The sequence below is a fragment of the Saccharothrix stipae genome (assembly GCF_054781895.1).
Window position 1 is genome coordinate 107,997 of record NZ_BAAGTN010000017.1, and the last position, 18,092, is coordinate 126,088.

Here is an 18,092-nt window from a genome sequence, read left to right on the forward strand (position 1 = left end):
GAGTTGCGACCTCGTTCGGTCACCAGCCAAAAATGTGGTGCAGATCACCTTGCGCTCGGGGTTGAAACCAGGCTTGGAGTCCTGAGTGGACGCCCAGGAGGGCCGTCCGGGCGCCGGTCCGTCAGCACTTGGCGGTTTCGGCCGACTGGTCGCCGCTCTGGCCGAACATCTCCATGTTGTCGACCTTCCACCGACCGTCGACCTTCCGCGCGCTCACCCGCATCATGGCGATGCCGCCGCCGCTCTGGTTGTCGGTCGTGCGGGTGGTGACCTGGTCGAGGAACAGCAGCACGGTGGCGTGGTCGCCGTCGAGCGTGGTCACGCCGCTGGACACGGCCTTCACCGTGACCACGAGCTTCTGCTCGGGCGCGAGCTTGCGCACCGGGTCGAAGATCGCGTTGTACTGGCACTGGGCCTTGCCGACCAGCAGCTCGTTGGCCGCCTTCTCGGTGGCGGCGACGTCGGCGAAGTTGTACGAGAACGCCTTCTCGATCGCCTCGCGGGTCTGCCCGGCGACCTCGGTCGTGCCGGCGCTGTCCACCAGGGCCTGGTTGTAGTGCACGTCGTCGGCCCGGCTCTGGAACCACACGCCGAGCGCGACCAGCAGGCCGGCCACCACGACCAGCGCGATCGGCAGCACGAGGCCGGTGCGGCCGGACCCGCGTGCGTGGTCGGTGTCAGCGTCGGCGTCAGGGTCGGCGCCGGGCTTGGCGTGCTTCGAGCCGTGGTCGGTCAGCACGCTGGGCGCGACCGCCTCGCCGGTGCGCTTGCGGCGACCGGTCGGCCGGGGCCGGGGTGCGGGCTCGGGGGTCTCGTCCTCGTCCTCGGCGTCCTCGCGGGGCTCGATCAGGCCGGTGACCTCGGTCGACCGCGCGTCGGCGGGCCCTGTGGGCTCGGCAGGCACGTCGGTCGGCTCGGCACCGGCACTCTTGGCGGTCGACTCGGCGGGGGTCGACCCGGCGGCGGTCGGCTCGGACGTGCGCGGATCCTCGGTGACCGCGGTGCCCGAACCGGCAGCGCTCGAACCTTCAGCGCTCGAACCCTCAGGGCGCGTGTCCTCTACCTGCGCGTCCTCTACCGGCGCGGCCTCGGGCGTGCCGGGCGTGGTGCCCTGCTCGGGGCGTTTGCGCAGGCCGGCGACGCGCGGCCGGGTGGTCGGCGTGGTCGGGACGGGGCGGCGACGGGGCGGTGGCACTGACGTCATCTCCTCGGGTCACGCACCGCGGGCCTAGACCGGCCCGAGCGCGCTGAGCTTCCAACCGGCATCGGTGCGGGTCAGGTCCATCTGATACCGGTTGATCTTCCTCACCGGCTGCCCGCCCTCGGGGGTCACCGTGGTCTCCACGACGGCGATCAGGTGCGCCTTGCCGGCCCGCGAGTCGAGTTCGGTCACGGACGCGTCCAGCACCCGGCTCACGGTCACCGACTTGGCGTCCTCGATCTGCTTGCGGCGCTCGTCCCGACCGTCCTCGATCTCCGAGCGCAGCTCACCGGTGGCCGAGTCGAGCCACCGGTCGACGTCCTCGTCCACCTTCTTGTAGTCGAGGGTGGTGAAGTTCGCGATCCCGACCTGCCCGACCCGGAGCACCTCTTCCCGCTCCCGCGAGAACTCCACCGAGTCGTTGGAGGACGCGCTCCACCACGACACGCCGGCCCACAGCGCGTAACCGAAGGCCAGCACCGCGAGCACGGCGGTGACCGGCAGCGCCCAGCGTCGAACGTCCATCCGTCCCTCTCCTCAGCCCGGCAGTCCGAGCAACTGCCCCAGGCTGGTCAGCAGCGGCGCCTCGGCGGCGGCCTCGCCGGAGGTCGGTTCCCGACCCGGCTGCGACGTCGCGTCGCCGGTGGGCGTCGTGACCGGGGTGCCACCGTAAGGCGCGTTCTGGGCACCTCGCACGCCGGTGGCACTTCCGGGCGCCAACGCGCAGTAGGCCTGCGTGTTGAAGGTCGCCGGGGTGGTGTCGGTGCCCTGACGGATCGTGGTGCCGTCGTAGCCGACCGTGCACGGCGGCGGGTCGAACACGTTCAGGGCCAGCCCGAAGTGCGCGCCCGTGCCGTCGCCCTTGGCCACGGTGAACCCGCCACCGACGATGATCGGGTAGGTGACGGCGATCTGCTCCAGCCCGTCCAGCCGCGTGACCAGGATGTTCCCCGTGGTCAGCAGGTTGGCCAGCACCACGCCCAGGTTGGGCCCGGTCTCCCGCAGCAGCGCCGACACCTGCTCGGCGGCCTGCGGCGACACGGCGATGAGCCGCCGGATGTCGGTGTCGGAGTTCTTCAGCTGCTCGGCCAGCGCCCGCAGGTCGGTGGAGAACGACCTGATCGCGCCGCCCTGCGCGACCTGCGTGTTCAGCACGACCAGCCCGCTGTCGATCAACGCCTTGGTCTGCGGCAGGTGGTCGGTCGCCGCCTGGGTGAACACCTTCGTGTTGTCCAGCAGCACCTGGAGGTCCGGCCCGGTGCCGTTGAACGCCAGGTCCAGCTCGTCCACCACGGTCCGCAGCGAGTCCGTGGGCACCGACTTGGCGAACGCGTCCAGGTTGGTCAGCAGGTTGTCCACCCGCGGCGGCGTCCTGGTCGCCGAGCGCGGGATGACCGACCCGGCCTCCAGGTACGGCCCGTCCTCGCCACGCGGGCGCAGGTCGACGTACTGCTCGCCGACGGCGGACCGGTTCGCGACCACGGCCTCCAGGTCGGCGGGGATCGCCGGGGCGTTCGGGTCGATGTCGAGGTCGACCTCCAGCCCGTCCGCGGTCAGCCGCATCTGCCCGACCCGGCCGACGGCGACGCCCCGGTAGGTGACCTCGCCGTTGGTGAACACCCCGCCGGAGTCGGCGAGCTGCATCGTCACCACGTACCCGGTCGAGCCGAACAGCCGGCCGAGCCCGACGTACCGGGCGCCGACGTAGCTCACGCCGACCAGGGCGATCAGCACGAACGCACCGATCTGCAGCTTGATCCGACCGGAGATCACCGCCCACCTCCGAGGAGTCCGCCGAGCAGGTCGCCCAGCCCGGACGTGCCCGGGACACCGGGCAGCGGCAGGTTCGGCAGGGGCAGCGGCAGCGACGGCGCGGTGCCGTCGACGCCGGGCAGCCCGGGCAGGCTCGGCAGCGGGGACTGCCGCGACCGGCCCAGGTTGTCCACGATCGTGCCGAGGTTCAGGTCGATGTCGGCGTACATGTTCGTGTAGTCGCCCTTGATGGCGTCCAGTGCCGAGTCCGGGAACGGGTAGGTCAGCAGCAGCTCGAAGGCGTTGGGCAGGTTCGTGCCCGCCTCGACCAGCTTCTGCAACGTCGGCGTCAGCGCCTTCAGGTCGGCCACGATGTCGTCCTTGGACTTGTTCACGGTGTCCACCGCGACGTCGGACAGCGTGTCCAGCGACTGCAAGAGGGTGACCAGCTGCGTGCGCTGCTCGCTGAGCACCTTCAGACCGGGCTCCAGCCCGTCGAGGACGCCGGTGATCTGGTCGCGCTGGGCGTTGAGCGTGCCGCCGAGCCGGTTGAGGCCGTCCAACGCGCGGGTGATCTCGCCCTTGTGCGCGTCGAGGTCGCCGACCAGGGTGTTCAGGTTGTCCAGCAGCGACCTGATCTGCGGCTCGTTGCCCTCCAGGGCCGCGTTCAGCTCCCGGCTGATGTCCTGCAACTGCGCGATGCCGCCGCCGTTGAGCAGCATGGACAGCGCGCCGAAGACCTCTTCGACCTCGGGGTTGCGGTTGGTCCGCTCGACCGGGATGACCGAGCCGTCGGCCAGGGTGCCCTCTTCGCGCCCCTCGGCGGGCTTGGCCAGCTCCACGTACTTCTCGCCGAGCAGCGCGGACTGGCGCAGCCGGGCGACCGCGTTGCCCGGCAGCCGCACGTCCCCGTTGACCAGCACGGTCACCTCGGCGGTCCAGCCGTCCGCGCCGAGGTCGATCCGGTCGACCCGGCCGACCGGCACGTCGTCGACCTTCACGCCGGCCTGCGGCACCAGGTCCAGCACGTCCTTGAACTGGACCCGCACCTCGTAGGGCCGGTCGCCGACGTCCGCGCCGCCGGGCAGCGGCATGTTGTAGACGCCGTCGAAGCCGCCCGAGCCGCAGCCCGTCAGCACGAGGGCGCCCGCCACGAGCACCGCCCATCGCCTCACTGGGGCACCCCCGCGAGCGGCAGGGGCAGCGGCAGCTTGCCCTGGGACAGGTCCGACACCACTTCGGCGGGCGTCTTCAACGGCACCGCGCCGCTGAGCAGCGGCTCCAGCTGCCGGCAGGTCTCGGCGAGCACGCCGGGCACCCGGCCCGGCTCGACACCCTGGATCAGCTTGCAGACCAGCACGATCGGCGGCTGGTTGAGCTCGTTCAGGTCGGCCCTGGCGTCGAGCGTGCCGGAGGCCGCGTTGTAGGCGTTCTGGAGGTTGTTCAGGGCCAACGGCCCGACGTCGAGCGCCTCGGCCAGCGACGCGCGCTGGTCCACCAGGACCTGGGTGATGCCGGCGAGCTTGTCCACGTTGGACTTGAGCACGGCCCGGTTGTCCTGGATGAAGCCCTGCACCTGGCCGAGCGCGGTGGCCAGCTCGTTCAGCGCGCCGCCCAGGTTCTCCCGCTCGTCGGCGAGGAACCCGGCGACCTCGGCCAGCTGCCGGTTGAAGTCGCGCACCTGGCTGTCGTTCGCGGCCAGCATCCCGGTGAACTTCTGCAGGTTGTCCACGGTGCCGAACAGGTCGTCCTTCGAGCCGGACAACGTGCGGGTGGCGTCACCGAGCTGCTTGATGGTGTCGCCCAGCGCCTGCCCGTTGCCCTGGAGGTTGTTCGCGGCCGAGTCGAGCAGCTCCGACAGGGCGCCGTCCTTGTTCGCCCCGTTCGGGCCGAGCGCGGTGGTCAGCTTGTCCAGGCTCGCGTACAGCTCGTCCAGCTCGACCGGGGTGGCGGTGCGCTCACGCGGGATGGTCGCGTTGTCGTCCATCACCGCGCCGCCCGCGTAGACGGGGGCGAGCTGCACGTACCGGTCGCTGACCACGCTGGGCGCGACCACGACCGCCTGCGCGTTCACGGGCACCTTCAGCGTGCGGTCGACCGACATCACGACTTTCACCGTCGTGCCCTGCGGCTCGACCTCCTCGATCGTGCCGACCCGCACGCCGAGCACCCGCACGTCCGAGCCCGGGTAGACGCCGACGGCCGCGCCGAACACGGCGGTCAGCCTGCGGCTGTTGGCCCCCTCGAACACCCACCACATCGCGGCCGCGGCCACGAGCGCGAGCACGCACGCGATCGCCACGGCACGGGCCAGGTCGCGGCCTGCCTTCGTGGTCGCCACGTCAGTTCCCCCTCTGCACGCCGGGAGGGAGGCAGCCCTCTTCGTTGAAGCCGACCACGCCGAGGTTCACCGACGGCGGCAGCAGGCCGCAGATGTAGACGTCGAACCAGCGGCCGTTGCCCAGGGTGTTGGCGAACACCCGGAAGAACGGCCCCATCAGCGCCAGGCTGCGGTCGAGCGCGTCCTGGTTGCGCTGCAACATCGTGGTGACCCGGTCCAGCTGCTCCAGCGCGGGCCGCAGCTGCGCGGAGTTGTCGGCGACCAGGCCCGACAGCTCCTTGGACAGCGCACGCGTGCCGTTGAGCAGCGCGCTGATCGCGTCCCGCCGCTTGCGCAGCTCGCCGAGCAGCAGGTTGCCGTCCGCGAGCAGCTTCTCGAACTGCTCGTTGCGGTCGGCCAGGGTCTTGCTGATCTGGTTGGTGTTCGCCAGCAGCTGCGCCAGCTGGTCGTCGCGCGACGAGATCGTCTTCGACAGCGCCGACAGGCCGTCCAACGCGCCGCGCACGCTCTCCGCCGAGCCCTGGAACGTCTCCGACAGCACCTGGAAGCTGTCCGCGAGCTGCTTGGTGTCGATCTGGCCGACCGTGGAGGCCAGGCCGTTGAACGCCTCCTGCACGTCGTACGGCGACAGGGTGCGTTCGCGCGGGATCGGCTCGCCCGGGTCCAGCGGCTGCGACCCCTGCGGGTCCAGCGCCAGGAACTTCTGCCCGAGCAGCGTCTTGATCCGGATCACCGCGGTCGTGCGGTCGCCGACCCAGGCGTCCTTGATCCGGAACGACACCTTCACCTTGTCGCCGTCCAGCTCGACCTTGGTCACCTTGCCGACCTTCACCCCGGCCACCCGCACCTCGTTGCTCGGGATCAGGCCCGCGGCCTCGGTGAACTCGGCCGAGTACGTGGTGCCGCCGCCGATGATCGGCAGGTCGTCGGAGTAGAACGCGGAGAGCAGCAGCAGCGCGATCACGGTGAGGCTCACCGCGCCGACCGTCACCGGGTTGCGCTGTGCCGGAGTCTTCGGGGCCGCGGTCTTCGGGGCGTTCATCGGCGGCACCTCGGCTGCGTGACGGGCAGGGCGGTGATCGGGATGGGGTCGTTGATGATCGGTGGCACGGCGATCTGCCCGGTGCCCTCGCACAGGAAGAAGTTGAACCAGGACCCGTAGGACGCGGTCCGCGACATCGCCTCGATCTTGGTCGGCAGGCGCTGGATGACGCCCTCCACGATCGCCTCGTTGTCCGCCAGCGTCCGCGACACCAGGCCCAGGTTGGCGATGTCGTCCTTCAACGGCTGCCGGGACCGGTTGAGCAGGTCGGCCGTCGTGGTGGTCAGCTCGCCCATGGCGCTGATCGCGTCGCCGATCGGCTGCCGGTCGCCCGCGAGGCCCGTGGTCAGCTCCTGGAGCGTGGTGACCAGCGTGGACACCTGCTCGCTGCGCGAGTTGACCGTGTCCAGCACGGCGTTGAGGTTGGTGATGACCTCGCCGATCACCCGGTCGCGGCTGGCCAGCGTGGACGTCAGCGACGCGGTGTGGCGCAACAGGCTGTCGATCGTGCCGCCCTCGCCCTGGAGCACCTTGATGATCTCGCCGGACAGCTGGTTCACGTCGTCCGGGTCGAGCGCCTGGAACAGCGGCTTGAAGCCGTTGAACAGCACGGTCAGGTCGAGCGCCGGCTTCGTGCGCTCCAGCGGGATCACACCGCCCGGTTCGAGCGCGGACGCGTCGCCGACGCCGTGCTCCAGCGCGATGTACCGCTGGCCGACGAGGTTGCGGTACTTGATCGTCGCGGTGACGGACGCGGGCAGCGAGCGCTCGCCCTCCAGCGAGAACTCCACCTCGGCCAGCCGCCGGTCCACCAGGCGGATCTGTTCGACCTGGCCGACCCGGACACCCGCGATGCGGATGTCGTCGCCCTCGTTGAGCGCCGTCACGTCGGTGAACCGCGCCGTGTAGCCGGTGGCGCCGTTGAAGTTGACGTTCGAGATGGTCACCGCGAGCAGCGTGGTCGCCAGGATGGTGACCGCGGCGAACACGGCGAGCTTGATCAGCGGCGCGGCCAGGGACCTCATGCCGTCACCTCCGCGCCCCGGTACAGGGGGCCGAGCAGCAGCGAGGTGAAGCTCGGCATCTCGCTCTTGCGCAGGCCGAACTGGGGCGCGAGCAGCGCGGCCAGGAAGTCCTGCTCCTCCGGCGAGTTCGCCAGCGACGGCACCCCGCCGAACGCCGACGGTGACGTGGTGCCGTCCTTGATCACCCCGGCGTCGGGCGGCAGCACGCCGTCGGCGGCCACGCGCGCGGGCGGCGGTGACGTCGAGCCGTCCTTCACCGGGCCCTCCGGCGGGTACTGGGGGAACGGGTCCGGCCTGGGCACGATGTCGTAGCAGCGCGGCCCGCGCTTGTCGGCGTACTCCGGGTCGTCCTTGCCCGGCTCGTACTTGCCGCGGTTGGCGGTGACCTCCAGCGTGACGTGCAGGCCCGGCTCGTCCGTGCCCTTGCCGAACACCTCGTCCATGATCGGCCTGAACTCGGTGAGGCCCTTGAGCAGGCACGGGTACTCGGGCGCGTACTTCGCCAGCAGCTCCAACGTCGGCCGGCTCACGTCGGCGAGCTGGATGAGGTTGTTCTTGTTCACCGCGAGGAAGCCGTGCAGGTCCAGCGACGTGGTGGTCAGCGTGCCGTACATGGCCAGCAGGTTGTCCCGCTGCTCGACCAGCGTGCGGCTGGTGACGGTGGCGTCGGACAGCGCCTGCACCAGGTCGGGCGCCGAGTCCGCGTAGACGTCGGAGACGTCCGCGAGGCGGCTGATGCCCTCCTTGAGCTTGGGCAGCTGCGGGTTGAACTCGCCCAGGTAGGTGTCCAGCTGCACCAGCGTTTCGCCGAGCGGCTTGCCCCGGTTCTCCAACGCCTGCGACATCGCGGTCAGCGTGGTGGCCAGCTTCTCCGGCTGCACCGCCTGCAACACCGGCATCAGGTCGTTGAGCACGCGTTCCAGCTCGATGGAGGTGCTGGACCGGTCCTGCTCGATGACGTCGCCCTCCGACAGCGGGGCCTGGCGCTGCTCGGGCAGCAGCAGGTTCACGTACCGCTCGCCGAACAGCGTCTTCGGCAGCAGCCGCGCGGAGACGTTGGCGGGGATGTGCTCGACCTGCTCCGGGTCGAGCGCCAGTTCGAGCTCGGCGCCGTCACCCGAGGTCCGGATGCCCTTCACCTGGCCGACGATCATGCCGCGGACCTTGACGTCGGAGTCGATGAGCAGCTGGTTGCCGACCCGGTCGGTCTTCAGCGTCACCTTCACGACCTCGGTGAACGCGTCGTTGTACATCGCCACGGTCACCGAGAGGAACAGGGCGATGACCGCGATGAACGCGACGCCCAGGAGTCGCCGCTTGATCATCCCGCGATCCTCACCGTCGTGGTCGTACCCCAGATGGCCATGCTGAGGAAGAAGTCCAGCAAGCTCGTCGTGACGATCGCCGTGCGCACCGCGCGCCCCACCGCGACGCCGACGCCCGCCGGGCCGCCGCTGGCGCGGTAGCCGTAGTAGCAGTGCGTCAGGATGATCACCACGGCGAAGACGAGCACCTTGCCGAACGACCAGAGCACGTCCACCGGTGGTAGGAACAGGTTGAAGTAGTGGTCGTAGGTGCCCGCCGACTGCCCGTAGAACTCGACCGTGATGAACCTGGCCGCCAGGTACGAGGTGAGCAGGCCGATCACGTACAGCGGGATGATCGCGATGAAGCCCGCGATGATCCGCGTGGTCACGAGGTACGGCAGGCTGGGGATGCCCATGACCTCCAGCGCGTCGATCTCCTCGGAGATCCGCATCGCGCCCAGCTGCGCGGTGAAGCCGGAGCCGACGGTGGCGCTCAGCGCCAGCCCGGCCACCAGGGGCGCGATCTCGCGGGTGTTGAAGTACGCCGACACGAAGCCCGCGAACGCCGACGTGCCGATCTGGTTGAGCGCGGTGAAGCCCTGGAGGCCGACGACCGTGCCGGTGAACACCGACAGGCCGACCATCACGCCGATCGTGCCGCCGATGACGGCCAGCGCGCCCGACCCGAAGCTCACCTCGGCCAGCAGCCGCAGCGTCTCGCGCATGTACCGGGTCAGCGTGCGGGGCGTCCAGGCCAGCGCGCGGAGGTAGAACCACAGCTGGTCGCCGAAGGTGTCCAGCACGGTCAGCGGCGCGTTCGCCGCCTTGCGGAACCGGTCGTTGATCGTGGCCATCTCAGCTCCCCTTCGCCGGGACGACCTGGAGGTAGATCGTGGTGAGCACGAAGTTCACGAAGAACAGCAGCAGGAACGTGATGACGACGGCCTGGTTGACCGCATCGCCGACGCCCTTCGGGCCGCCCGCCGGGTTCAGGCCGCGGTAGGCGGCCACGATGCCCGCGAGGAACCCGAAGATCAGCGCCTTGATCTCGGAGATCCACAGGTCCGGCAGCTGCGCCAGGGCGCTGAAGCTCGCCAGGTACGCGCCGGGCGTGCCGTCCTGGAGGATCACGTTGAAGAAGTAGCCGCCCATCACGCCGACGACGCTGACCATGCCGTTGAGCAGCACGCTGACCAGCATCGCGGCCAGCACCCGCGGCACGACCAGGCGCTGGATCGGGGAGACGCCGAGCACCTCCATCGCGTCGATCTCCTCGCGGATCTTGCGCGAGCCGAGGTCCGCGCAGATCGCCGAGCCGCCCGCGCCCGCGATGAGCAGGGCCGTCACGATCGGACTGGCCTGCTGGATGATCGCCAGCACGCTCGCCGCTCCGGTGAACGACTGCGCGCCGATCTGCCGGGTCAACGAGCCGATCTGCAACGCGATGACCGCGCCGAACGGGATCGACACCAGCGCCGTCGGCAGCACCGTCACGCTCACCACGAACCAGCACTGCTGGATGAACTCCCGCAGCTGGAACGGGCGGCGGAACGTGTTGCGCACGACGTCGATGCCCAGCGCGAACATCCGGCCGGTCTCGCGCAGCGCGCCGACGCCGGGGAACGACGCCGGTGCGCTCACAGCACGCCCCCTTGCCGCGGCCACGGGCTGGGTGTCACGGGACCGGGTGTCGCCGGTCGGGTCGCGAGCGGGCCCGTCCGGTCGGCCGCGCCCGCCATGACCCGGTAGTGGCGCTGCTCGTCGGGGGTGAGGCTGGCGATGATGCCCTGCTGCGCCTCGACCGGCAGCGTGTGCAGGATGCTCATCACCCGGTCCTTGCGCCGGCGCACCGCGCCACGCGGCGGCAGGCCCGGCGTCGGTTCCAGCTGCGGCACCACGCCGCGCATGTCCTCGTCCGGCGAGCCGTCCGCGTGGCCGGCGTCGCGGTGCGCCAGCTCGGCGGCCATCGTCGCCTGGTCCTTCTCCTCCGACATGCCGATCGGCCCGATCCGGCGGCCGTTGAGGAACTGCTCGACCACCGGCTCGTCGCTGGTCAGCAGCACTTCGCGGGGACCGAACATGACCAGCTCGCGGCGGAACAGCATGCCGAGGTTGTCCGGCACCGTGCGGGCCACGGTGATGTTGTGCGTGACGATCAGGATCGTGGCGTCGATCTGCGCGTTCAGGTCGATCAGCAGCTGGCTCAGGTAGGCCGTGCGGACCGGGTCCAGGCCGGAGTCGGGCTCGTCGCACAGGATGATCTCGGGGTCCAGCACCAGGGCGCGGGCCAGCCCGGCGCGCTTGCGCATGCCGCCGGAGATCTCGCCGGGGAGCTTGCGCTCCGCGCCGACGAGGCCGACCATCTCCATCTTCTCCAGCACGATCCGCCGGACCTCGGCCTCGGTCTTGCGGGTGTGCTCGCGCAGCGGGAAGGCGACGTTGTCGAACAGGTTCATCGAGCCGAACAGCGCGCCGTCCTGGAACAGCACGCCGAACAGCTTCCGGATCTCGTAGAGCTTGTGCTCGGAGCAGCGGACCAGGTCCACGCCGTTGATGACGATCCGGCCCTGCTCCGGTTTGAGCAGCCCGACCAGGGACTTCAGGAACACCGACTTGCCCGTGCCCGACGGTCCGAGCATCACGCTGACCTCGCCCGGCGGGAGGGTGAGCGTGACGTCCCGCCAGATGGTCTGCTTGCCGAAGGACTTGGTCAGACCCTCGACGACCACCTCGACGCCCATCGCACCTCCTGGTCAGCGGCTGCAACGCCGGACGCCGGGCAGGCCGGCGTCATACCGGTGCAACGAGGCCGCCCCGTCGTGGTTACTCACCAGTTGGGTTAGCGCGGTTTCGGATGGGTAACGGTGTGAGCAGGCTCATCCCCGCCACCCCTCCGCCGGCACCGTACGGCCACCGATGGTGGGACACGCGCGGCGAGGCGGTCAAGATCACCGGCCGGAGACAGCACGAAGGCGGGCACCCGGTGCGGGTGCCCGCCTTCGCGGTAGCGCGCGACCTGCCGGAGCAGATCAGTGCGACAAGATCACTTGAGCGAGATCTTGGCGCCCGCGGCCTCGAGCTTCTCCTTGGCGGCGTCGGCGACGTCCTTCGCCACGTTCTCCAGCAGCGGCTTCGGAGCGGACTCGACCAGCTCCTTGGCCTCCTTCAGGCCCAGGCCCGAGACGACCTCGCGGACGACCTTGATGACCTGGATCTTCTTGTCGCCGGCGCCCTCGAGGACGACGGTGAACTCGTCCTTCTCCTCCTCGGCGGGGGCGGCAGCGGCGGCCGGGCCCGCGGCGGCGACGGCGACCGGAGCGGCGGCGGTGACCTCGAAGGTCTCCTCGAACTGCTTCACGAAGGCCGACAGCTCCAGGAGGGTCATCTCCTTGAACGCGTCGAGCAGCTCGTCGGTGCTGAGCTTCGCCATGATGGCGGTCCTTTCTATTCAACGCCCGAACTGCGGCCGGGACGCGGAGTGTCTGGGTGTGATCAGCTTTCGGGCGTGATCAGCTTTCGGCGGGAGCCTCGGCCTCGGCGGCGGCAGGCGCCTCCGCGGCCTTCTTCTCCTGGAGGGCAGCAGCAAGGCGAGCGACCTGGGAGGCGGGGGCCTGGAACAGACCCGCGGCCTTGGCCAGGTTGCCCTTCATCGCGCCCGCCAGCTTGGCGAGCAGCACCTCACGGGTTTCGAGGTCCGCGATGGCGGTGACCTCGTCGACCGAGAGGGGGCGGCCGTCCATGTAGCCGCCCTTGATGACCAGGGCCTTGTTGTCCTTCGCGAAGTCACGCAGGGCCTTGGCCGCGTCGACCGGTTCGCCTTCGACGAAGGCGATCGCGGTCGGGCCGACGAGCAGGGCTTCGAGGCCCTGCACGCCCGCGTCCTCGGCGGCACGCTTGACCAGCGTGTTCTTCGCAACGGTGTACGTGGTGCCCGCGCCGAGAGCGCGACGCAGCGTGGTGAGCTGCGCCATGGAGAGGCCACGGTATTCGGTCACGACAGCGGCCGAGCTTCCACGGAACTTGTCCGTGAGCTCGGCGACGGCCGAAACCTTGGTGGGCTTCGCCATGATCGCCTCCTCTCTGGGCTGGTGACACGCCGGTGAGAGAGGCCGCGCAAAGCAAAAACGCCCCTGCGCAGCAGCACGGGGCGTGACGGGCGTGCAAGCACGCCTGGTGTCTTCCTCGTTCTCCTGCGCGGGCCGCCCGCTTCGCGGGACCTTCGTTCCCCGTCACGGGGACAGGGATGACCAGCGGTCTTTGGTGAACCGTCGCCCACAGTACCTGCTGTGTACTACGGGTTCCAAATCGGCATGATGTGACGCGTGACCGAAGAGCCCCCGAGGAACCCGCCGCCGGACGTCGACCCGGAACAGCTCCGGCAGTTCCAGGAGTTCCAGCGGTTCCAGGAGTTCCAGCGCTTCCAGCAGGGCCAGGGCACCGGCCTGCCACCCGCCCTGCCGCCGGGCGCCGCACCACCGCCCGGCATCCCGCCGGCCGCGCCACCGCCTCCCGCGGCGCCACCGCGCACGCCGCTGTGGAAGGTGCTGCTGCGCAGCAAGCTCGTCCGCCGCCTCGTCTACCTCGTGGTCGTCCTGTTGGTCGCCTCGTACTTCTACGAGCAGTACTTCGGCGGCGACGACCCCGGCGGCGTCGCGGTCGACAGCGGCGGCGTCGAGAACAACGTCATCGCGCCGCCCACCCCCTACGGCACCACCGGCACGATCGGTCAGTTCTACAAGCACGTCGGCACCGGTGACGGGAACCAGGCGTGCCTGTACTTCAAGGGCGACGGGCCGCGCAAGGCGTTCGCGGAGGCCTTCGGCGCGTCCGACTGCCCGGCCGCGGTGGCGACGTTGAAGGGGCGGGTGACCGACGTGAGCACCTACCGGCAGCTCGGCTTCCCCGACACGATGATCACCCCGCCCGCGTCCGGCTCGGTCGAGGTCAGCTCCTGCGCGCTGGTCGTGCGCAACGGCCCGAAGCTGGGCAAGTTCGTGCTGACCAAGCAGCCCGGCGGGGCGTGGGCGATCACCGGCTACCAGGCCGAGCCGACCTGCCCGTGACCACTACCCGCCCGTGACGACGCGAAGCGCCCCTCGGCGGTGTGCCGAGGGGCGCTTCGCGTGGTTCGGACGAGCCGTGCTCAGACGGTGGCCTCGTCGGACAGCAGGTTGCGCGTCCGGTTCGGGTCGACCGGGATGCCGGGGCCCATCGTGGTCGAGACGGTGACCTTCTTCAGGTACCGGCCCTTGGCCGCGGACGGCTTGGCGCGCAGGATCTCGTCCAGCGCGGCGGCGTAGTTCTCGACCAGCTTCTCCGGGTCGAACGACACCTTGCCGATCACGAGGTGCAGGTTGGCCTGCTTGTCGACCCGGAAGTTGATCTTGCCGCCCTTGATCTCGTTCACGGCCTTGGTGACGTCGGGCGTCACGGTGCCGGTCTTCGGGTTCGGCATCAGGCCACGCGGGCCGAGGATGCGGGCGATGCGACCGACCTTGGCCATCTGGTCGGGCGTGGCGATCGCGGCGTCGAAGTCGAGCCAGCCACCCTGGATGCGCTCGATCAGGTCCTCGGAGCCGACCGCGTCGGCACCGGCGGCCTCGGCCTCGGCGGCCTTGTCACCGGTGGCGAAGACGATCACGCGGGCGGTCTTGCCCGTACCGTGCGGCAGGTTCACGGTGCCGCGGACCATCTGGTCGGCCTTGCGGGGGTCGACGCCGAGCCGGATGGCGACCTCGACGGTCGCGTCCAGCTTCACCTTGGACGTTTCCTTGGCGAGCTTGGCTGCCTCCAGCGGCGAGTAGAGCCGCTCCCGGTCAACCAGCTCAGCAGCGTTCTTGTACGCCTTGCTGCGCTTCATGCTTCTGTCCTTAAAGTGGATCAGTTGTGGTGACGAGCCAGCGCGCGGCTCTCCCACGACTACGAAAGAGGAAGGGTCAGCCTTCGACGGTGATGCCCATGGAGCGGGCGGTGCCGGCGATGATCTTCGCCGCCTGGTCCACGTCGTTGGCGTTGAGGTCGACCATCTTGGACTGCGCGATCTCCCGCACCTGGTCCATGGTCACCTTGGCGACCTTGAGGCGGTGCGGCTCGCCCGAGCCCTTCTCCACACCGGCGGCCTTGAGCAGCAGCTTCGCGGCCGGCGGGGTCTTGAGCTTGAAGTCGAACGAGCGGTCTTCGTACACGGAGATCTCGACCGGCACCACGGTGCCGCGCTGCGACTCGGTCGCGGCGTTGTACTGCTTGCAGAACTCCATGATGTTGACGCCGTGCTGACCCAGCGCGGGACCAACGGGCGGCGCGGGGTTCGCGGCCCCGGCCTTGATCTGCAGCTTGATGATCGCTGCGAGCTTCTTCTTCTTGGGAGGCATCTCGGTTCCTTTATTGCGGTGTCCGCGCGCGGCCCTGCCAGCCGCAGCGTGGCTGCCGGCGCCCGTCCGTACCGGAGGGGAACCGGAGATTGTGTTGTCCTGGCTAGATCTTGGAGACCTGGCTGAACGACAGCTCGACCGGGGTCTCGCGACCGAAGATCGACACCAGCACCTTCAGCTTCTGACCGTCGGCGTTGACCTCGCTGATCGTCGCGGGCAGCGTGGCGAACGGGCCGTCCATGACGGTGACCGACTCGCCGACCTCGAAGTCCACCTCGACGGTCGACTTCGTGGGCGTCGCGGTGCTCTTCTTGCCGGCGGCGGGCTTCTGCTCGACCTGCGGCAGCAGGAACTTCAGCACCTCGTCGATGGTCAGCGGCGACGGCTTGGACGTCGCGCCGACGAAACCCGTCACGCCAGGCGTGTTGCGCACCGCGCTCCACGACGCGTCGTTGAGCTCCATCCGGACCAGGATGTAGCCGGGCAGCACCTTGCGCTGCACCTGCTTGCGCTGGCCGTTCTTGATCTCGGTGACTTCCTCGGTCGGCACCTCGACCTGGAAGATGTAGTCCTCCATGTCGAGGGTCTGGATGCGCGTCTCGAGGTTGGTCTTCACCTTGTTCTCATAGCCCGCGTACGAGTGCACGACGTACCAGTCGCCGGGCGCGCGCCGCAGTGCTTCGCGCATCTCCTCGGCGGGGTCGGCGGGCTCGGCGTCGATGTCCACCGCGGCGGCCTCGACGGCGCCGTCGGCTTCGACGTCACCGCCCGGCTCGACGTCGTCGGCGGACTCGTCGTCGACGGACTCGACGTCACCGTCGGACCCGGGCTCGACGGGGGCGGACTCCTCGGTGTCCTCCGACGCCTCCGCCTGCTCGACGACCTCGACGTCACCGTCGAAGTCCTGCTCGTCGGTCAGGTCGTTCAGCTCCTTGGCGTCAACGCCGCCGTTATCGGAGGTCACTGTGGGTCTCGCTTCCTCTCATGCATCACATGTCCGCCGCCACCGGGGGCGGCAGGTGTCCGGCTCAGCCGAACACCCTGAACATGCCCCAGGCGAAGGCCGAATCCAGGCCGAACACGAACGCCACCATGAAGGCCACGAAGACCAACACGACTCCGGTGTAGGTGATCATCTGCTTGCGGGTCGGCCAGATGACCTTCCGCAGCTCGCTGACCACCTCGCGGACGTACCGGACGATCCGGGCGAAGAACCCGACCCGCTTCTCCGAATCCGCCCGCGAACGCGTGGCACGACCCTTCGTGGTCTCCTCGACGTCGGAGTCGGCCTCGGCCGACTTCTTCGCCTCGGCGTCCTTGCGGCCCGCCGGTCGCGCGGAGCCACGACGCTCGCGCCGCGCGGCGGCGGTAACCGGCCGGGACGCGCTCTCGTCCGGCTGGTCCTGCTCGCGGCCCTCGCTCATGCCGTCCTCCGCTCACCATCGCGCTTCGACGCAGGGGCGACAGGACTTGAACCTGCAACCTGCGGTTTTGGAGACCGCTGCTCTGCCAGTTGAGCTACGCCCCTTTGGGGTTCTTGAACCAGAACCCCCTGGCTGGAGACGTCCCGCACCCTCCTCACGTGGCCCGTGAGGCAGCGACTGGACGTTCCAAGACCGGAAGCATACGGCACCAGGTGCCCGTCCTTCCAACTGGCCCGGTCAGAGGGGGTGCCGGGCGCTTACCCGCTTGTGCGATCTGCCACGATTGGCGGCATGGGCACGCCTGAGACGACCACCGGGACCACTACCTCCGAGCACCCGCGGATCTCGAAGCGGATCGGCGGCATCGCCGAGTCCGCGACCCTCGCGGTCGACGCGAAGGCGAAGGCGCTCAAGGCCGCGGGCCGACCGGTGATCGGCTTCGGCGCGGGCGAGCCGGACTTCCCGACCCCCGACGCCATCGTGGCCGCTGCTCAGGCCGCGTGCGCGGACCCGAAGAACCACCGGTACACGCCCGCCGCGGGCCTGCCCGAGCTGCGGGAAGCCGTAGCCGCGAAGACCAAGCGCGACTCCGGCTACGAGGTCACCGCCGCGCAGGTGCTGATCACCAACGGCGGCAAGCAGGCCGTCTACCAGGCGTTCGCCACGGTCGTGGACCCGGGCGACGAGGTGCTGCTCCCCGCGCCGTACTGGACCACCTACCCCGAGGCCATCACGCTGGCGGGCGGCGTCCCGGTGCAGGTCACCGCGGACGAGTCGACCGACTACCTGGTGACGGTGGCGCAGCTGGAGGCGGCGCGCACCCCGAAGACCAAGGTGCTGCTGCTGTGCTCGCCGTCCAACCCGACCGGCTCGGTCTACACCCGCGAGCAGCTCACCGCGATCGGCGAGTGGGCGCTGGAGCACGGGCTGTGGGTGATCACCGACGAGATCTACGAGCACCTGGTCTACGACGGCGCCGAGTCGGTGTCGCTGCCGGTGGCCGTGCCCGCCATGGCGGACCGCACGATCGTGCTCAACGGCGTGGCCAAGACCTACGCGATGACGGGCTGGCGGGTCGGCTGGCTGATCGGCCCGACCGACGTGGTGAAGGCCGCCGCGAACCTCCAGTCGCACCTGACCTCGAACGTGGCGAACGTGTCGCAACGGGCCGCGCTGGAGGCCGTGTCCGGGCCGCTGGACGCGGCGCACGAGATGCGCGAGGCGTTCGACCGGCGGCGGCGCACGATCGTCGACCTGCTGTCGGCGATCCCGGGCGTGGAGTGCCCGACGCCGAAGGGCGCGTTCTACGTGTACCCGTCGGTGAAGGCGTTGGTCGGCAAGCAGCTGCGCGGCACGACGATCACCGACACGGTGGTGCTCGCGGCGCTGATCCTGGAGCACGCCGAGGTGGCCGTGGTGCCCGGTGAGGCCTTCGGCACGCCCGGCTACCTGCGGCTGTCGTACGCGCTGGGTGACGACGACCTGAAGACCGGCGTGACGCGGATGGCCGAGCTGCTCGCCGAGGTCGAGTAGCAGGTCCAGCAGCACGTCGAGTAGCACACAGTTTCGACGCTCCGTCGCGAAAGGCACCCCTGATGGGGTGCCTTTCGGCGTATTGAGACTCATTCG

19 protein-coding genes and 1 tRNA gene are annotated in these 18,092 nt (G+C 69.9%); 2 read left to right on the forward strand and 18 right to left on the reverse strand.

Going from position 1 to position 18,092, the window contains the following annotated elements:
* Positions 1-121: 121 nt before the first annotated feature.
* The 13 genes from ACYVLT_RS28385 to rplJ form a co-directional block, all read right to left on the reverse strand.
* The gene (locus ACYVLT_RS28385) at positions 122-1,195 is read right to left on the reverse strand and encodes a hypothetical protein (RefSeq protein ID WP_461123248.1); all 1,074 of its coding nucleotides are present in this window, start codon (positions 1,193-1,195) and stop codon (positions 122-124) included.
* 33 nt (positions 1,196-1,228) lie between these two features.
* Positions 1,229-1,726 (reverse strand): nuclear transport factor 2 family protein, encoded by a 498-nt coding sequence (locus ACYVLT_RS28390; RefSeq protein ID WP_461123249.1) that lies wholly within the window; start codon positions 1,724-1,726, stop codon positions 1,229-1,231.
* A 12-nt stretch (positions 1,727-1,738) separates the two neighbouring features.
* A complete protein-coding gene (locus ACYVLT_RS28395) occupies positions 1,739-2,974 on the reverse strand; it encodes an MCE family protein (protein WP_461123250.1) in 1,236 nt (411 codons plus the stop codon).
* Positions 2,971-4,128, reverse strand: a complete 1,158-nt coding sequence (locus ACYVLT_RS28400) for an MCE family protein (protein WP_461123251.1) — start codon at positions 4,126-4,128, stop codon at positions 2,971-2,973. Before ACYVLT_RS28400 ends, ACYVLT_RS28395 begins: the two co-directional genes overlap by 4 nt.
* Positions 4,125-5,294: an MCE family protein gene (locus tag ACYVLT_RS28405; RefSeq protein WP_461123252.1), complete on the reverse strand. Its 1,170-nt coding sequence runs from the start codon at positions 5,292-5,294 to the stop codon at positions 4,125-4,127. Before ACYVLT_RS28405 ends, ACYVLT_RS28400 begins: the two co-directional genes overlap by 4 nt.
* 1 nt (position 5,295) lies before the next feature.
* Entirely contained in the window at positions 5,296-6,336 is a 1,041-nt protein-coding gene (locus ACYVLT_RS28410; RefSeq protein WP_461123253.1) for an MCE family protein, read from the reverse strand.
* Positions 6,333-7,361, reverse strand: a complete 1,029-nt coding sequence (locus tag ACYVLT_RS28415; RefSeq protein ID WP_461123254.1) for an MCE family protein — start codon at positions 7,359-7,361, stop codon at positions 6,333-6,335. Before ACYVLT_RS28415 ends, ACYVLT_RS28410 begins: the two co-directional genes overlap by 4 nt.
* Positions 7,358-8,686, reverse strand: a complete 1,329-nt coding sequence (locus tag ACYVLT_RS28420; RefSeq protein ID WP_461123255.1) for an MCE family protein — start codon at positions 8,684-8,686, stop codon at positions 7,358-7,360. The genes ACYVLT_RS28415 and ACYVLT_RS28420 overlap by 4 nt, the downstream gene beginning before the upstream one ends.
* A complete protein-coding gene (locus ACYVLT_RS28425) occupies positions 8,683-9,522 on the reverse strand; it encodes an MlaE family ABC transporter permease (protein ID WP_360452841.1) in 840 nt (279 codons plus the stop codon). The genes ACYVLT_RS28420 and ACYVLT_RS28425 overlap by 4 nt, the downstream gene beginning before the upstream one ends.
* 1 nt (position 9,523) lies before the next feature.
* Entirely contained in the window at positions 9,524-10,255 is a 732-nt protein-coding gene (locus tag ACYVLT_RS28430; protein WP_360452870.1) for an MlaE family ABC transporter permease, read from the reverse strand.
* Positions 10,256-10,305: 50 nt separating this feature from the next.
* Entirely contained in the window at positions 10,306-11,409 is a 1,104-nt protein-coding gene (locus ACYVLT_RS28435; protein WP_461123256.1) for an ABC transporter ATP-binding protein, read from the reverse strand.
* A gap of 302 nt (positions 11,410-11,711) precedes the next feature.
* A complete protein-coding gene (gene rplL, locus ACYVLT_RS28440) occupies positions 11,712-12,098 on the reverse strand; it encodes a 50S ribosomal protein L7/L12 (RefSeq protein WP_033428556.1) in 387 nt (128 codons plus the stop codon).
* A gap of 79 nt (positions 12,099-12,177) precedes the next feature.
* Positions 12,178-12,735, reverse strand: coding sequence for a 50S ribosomal protein L10 (rplJ, locus tag ACYVLT_RS28445; protein ID WP_360452836.1), 558 nt, complete (start codon positions 12,733-12,735; stop codon positions 12,178-12,180).
* A gap of 255 nt (positions 12,736-12,990) precedes the next feature.
* On the opposite strand from rplJ, the gene ACYVLT_RS28450 reads away from it, so the two are divergent.
* A complete protein-coding gene (locus ACYVLT_RS28450) occupies positions 12,991-13,731 on the forward strand; it encodes a hypothetical protein (protein WP_461123257.1) in 741 nt (246 codons plus the stop codon).
* 80 nt (positions 13,732-13,811) lie between these two features.
* On the opposite strand, the gene rplA is transcribed toward ACYVLT_RS28450, so the two are convergent.
* From rplA to ACYVLT_RS28475, 5 genes are all read right to left on the reverse strand, one after another.
* Positions 13,812-14,528 (reverse strand): 50S ribosomal protein L1, encoded by a 717-nt coding sequence (gene rplA / locus ACYVLT_RS28455; protein WP_461123258.1) that lies wholly within the window; start codon positions 14,526-14,528, stop codon positions 13,812-13,814.
* Positions 14,529-14,604: 76 nt separating this feature from the next.
* Entirely contained in the window at positions 14,605-15,039 is a 435-nt protein-coding gene (rplK, locus tag ACYVLT_RS28460) for a 50S ribosomal protein L11 (protein WP_053715259.1), read from the reverse strand.
* 103 nt (positions 15,040-15,142) lie between these two features.
* Positions 15,143-16,003 (reverse strand): transcription termination/antitermination protein NusG, encoded by an 861-nt coding sequence (gene nusG, locus ACYVLT_RS28465; protein ID WP_461123259.1) that lies wholly within the window; start codon positions 16,001-16,003, stop codon positions 15,143-15,145.
* A 64-nt stretch (positions 16,004-16,067) separates the two neighbouring features.
* Complete coding sequence (gene secE, locus ACYVLT_RS28470; RefSeq protein WP_461123260.1) at positions 16,068-16,463, reverse strand: preprotein translocase subunit SecE; 396 nt, start codon at positions 16,461-16,463, stop codon at positions 16,068-16,070.
* 31 nt (positions 16,464-16,494) lie between these two features.
* Positions 16,495-16,567 (reverse strand) — tRNA-Trp (locus ACYVLT_RS28475).
* A 187-nt stretch (positions 16,568-16,754) separates the two neighbouring features.
* Between ACYVLT_RS28475 and ACYVLT_RS28480 the strand changes: the two genes are divergently transcribed.
* A complete protein-coding gene (locus ACYVLT_RS28480; RefSeq protein ID WP_461123261.1) occupies positions 16,755-17,996 on the forward strand; it encodes a pyridoxal phosphate-dependent aminotransferase in 1,242 nt (413 codons plus the stop codon).
* Positions 17,997-18,092 lie beyond the last annotated feature (96 nt).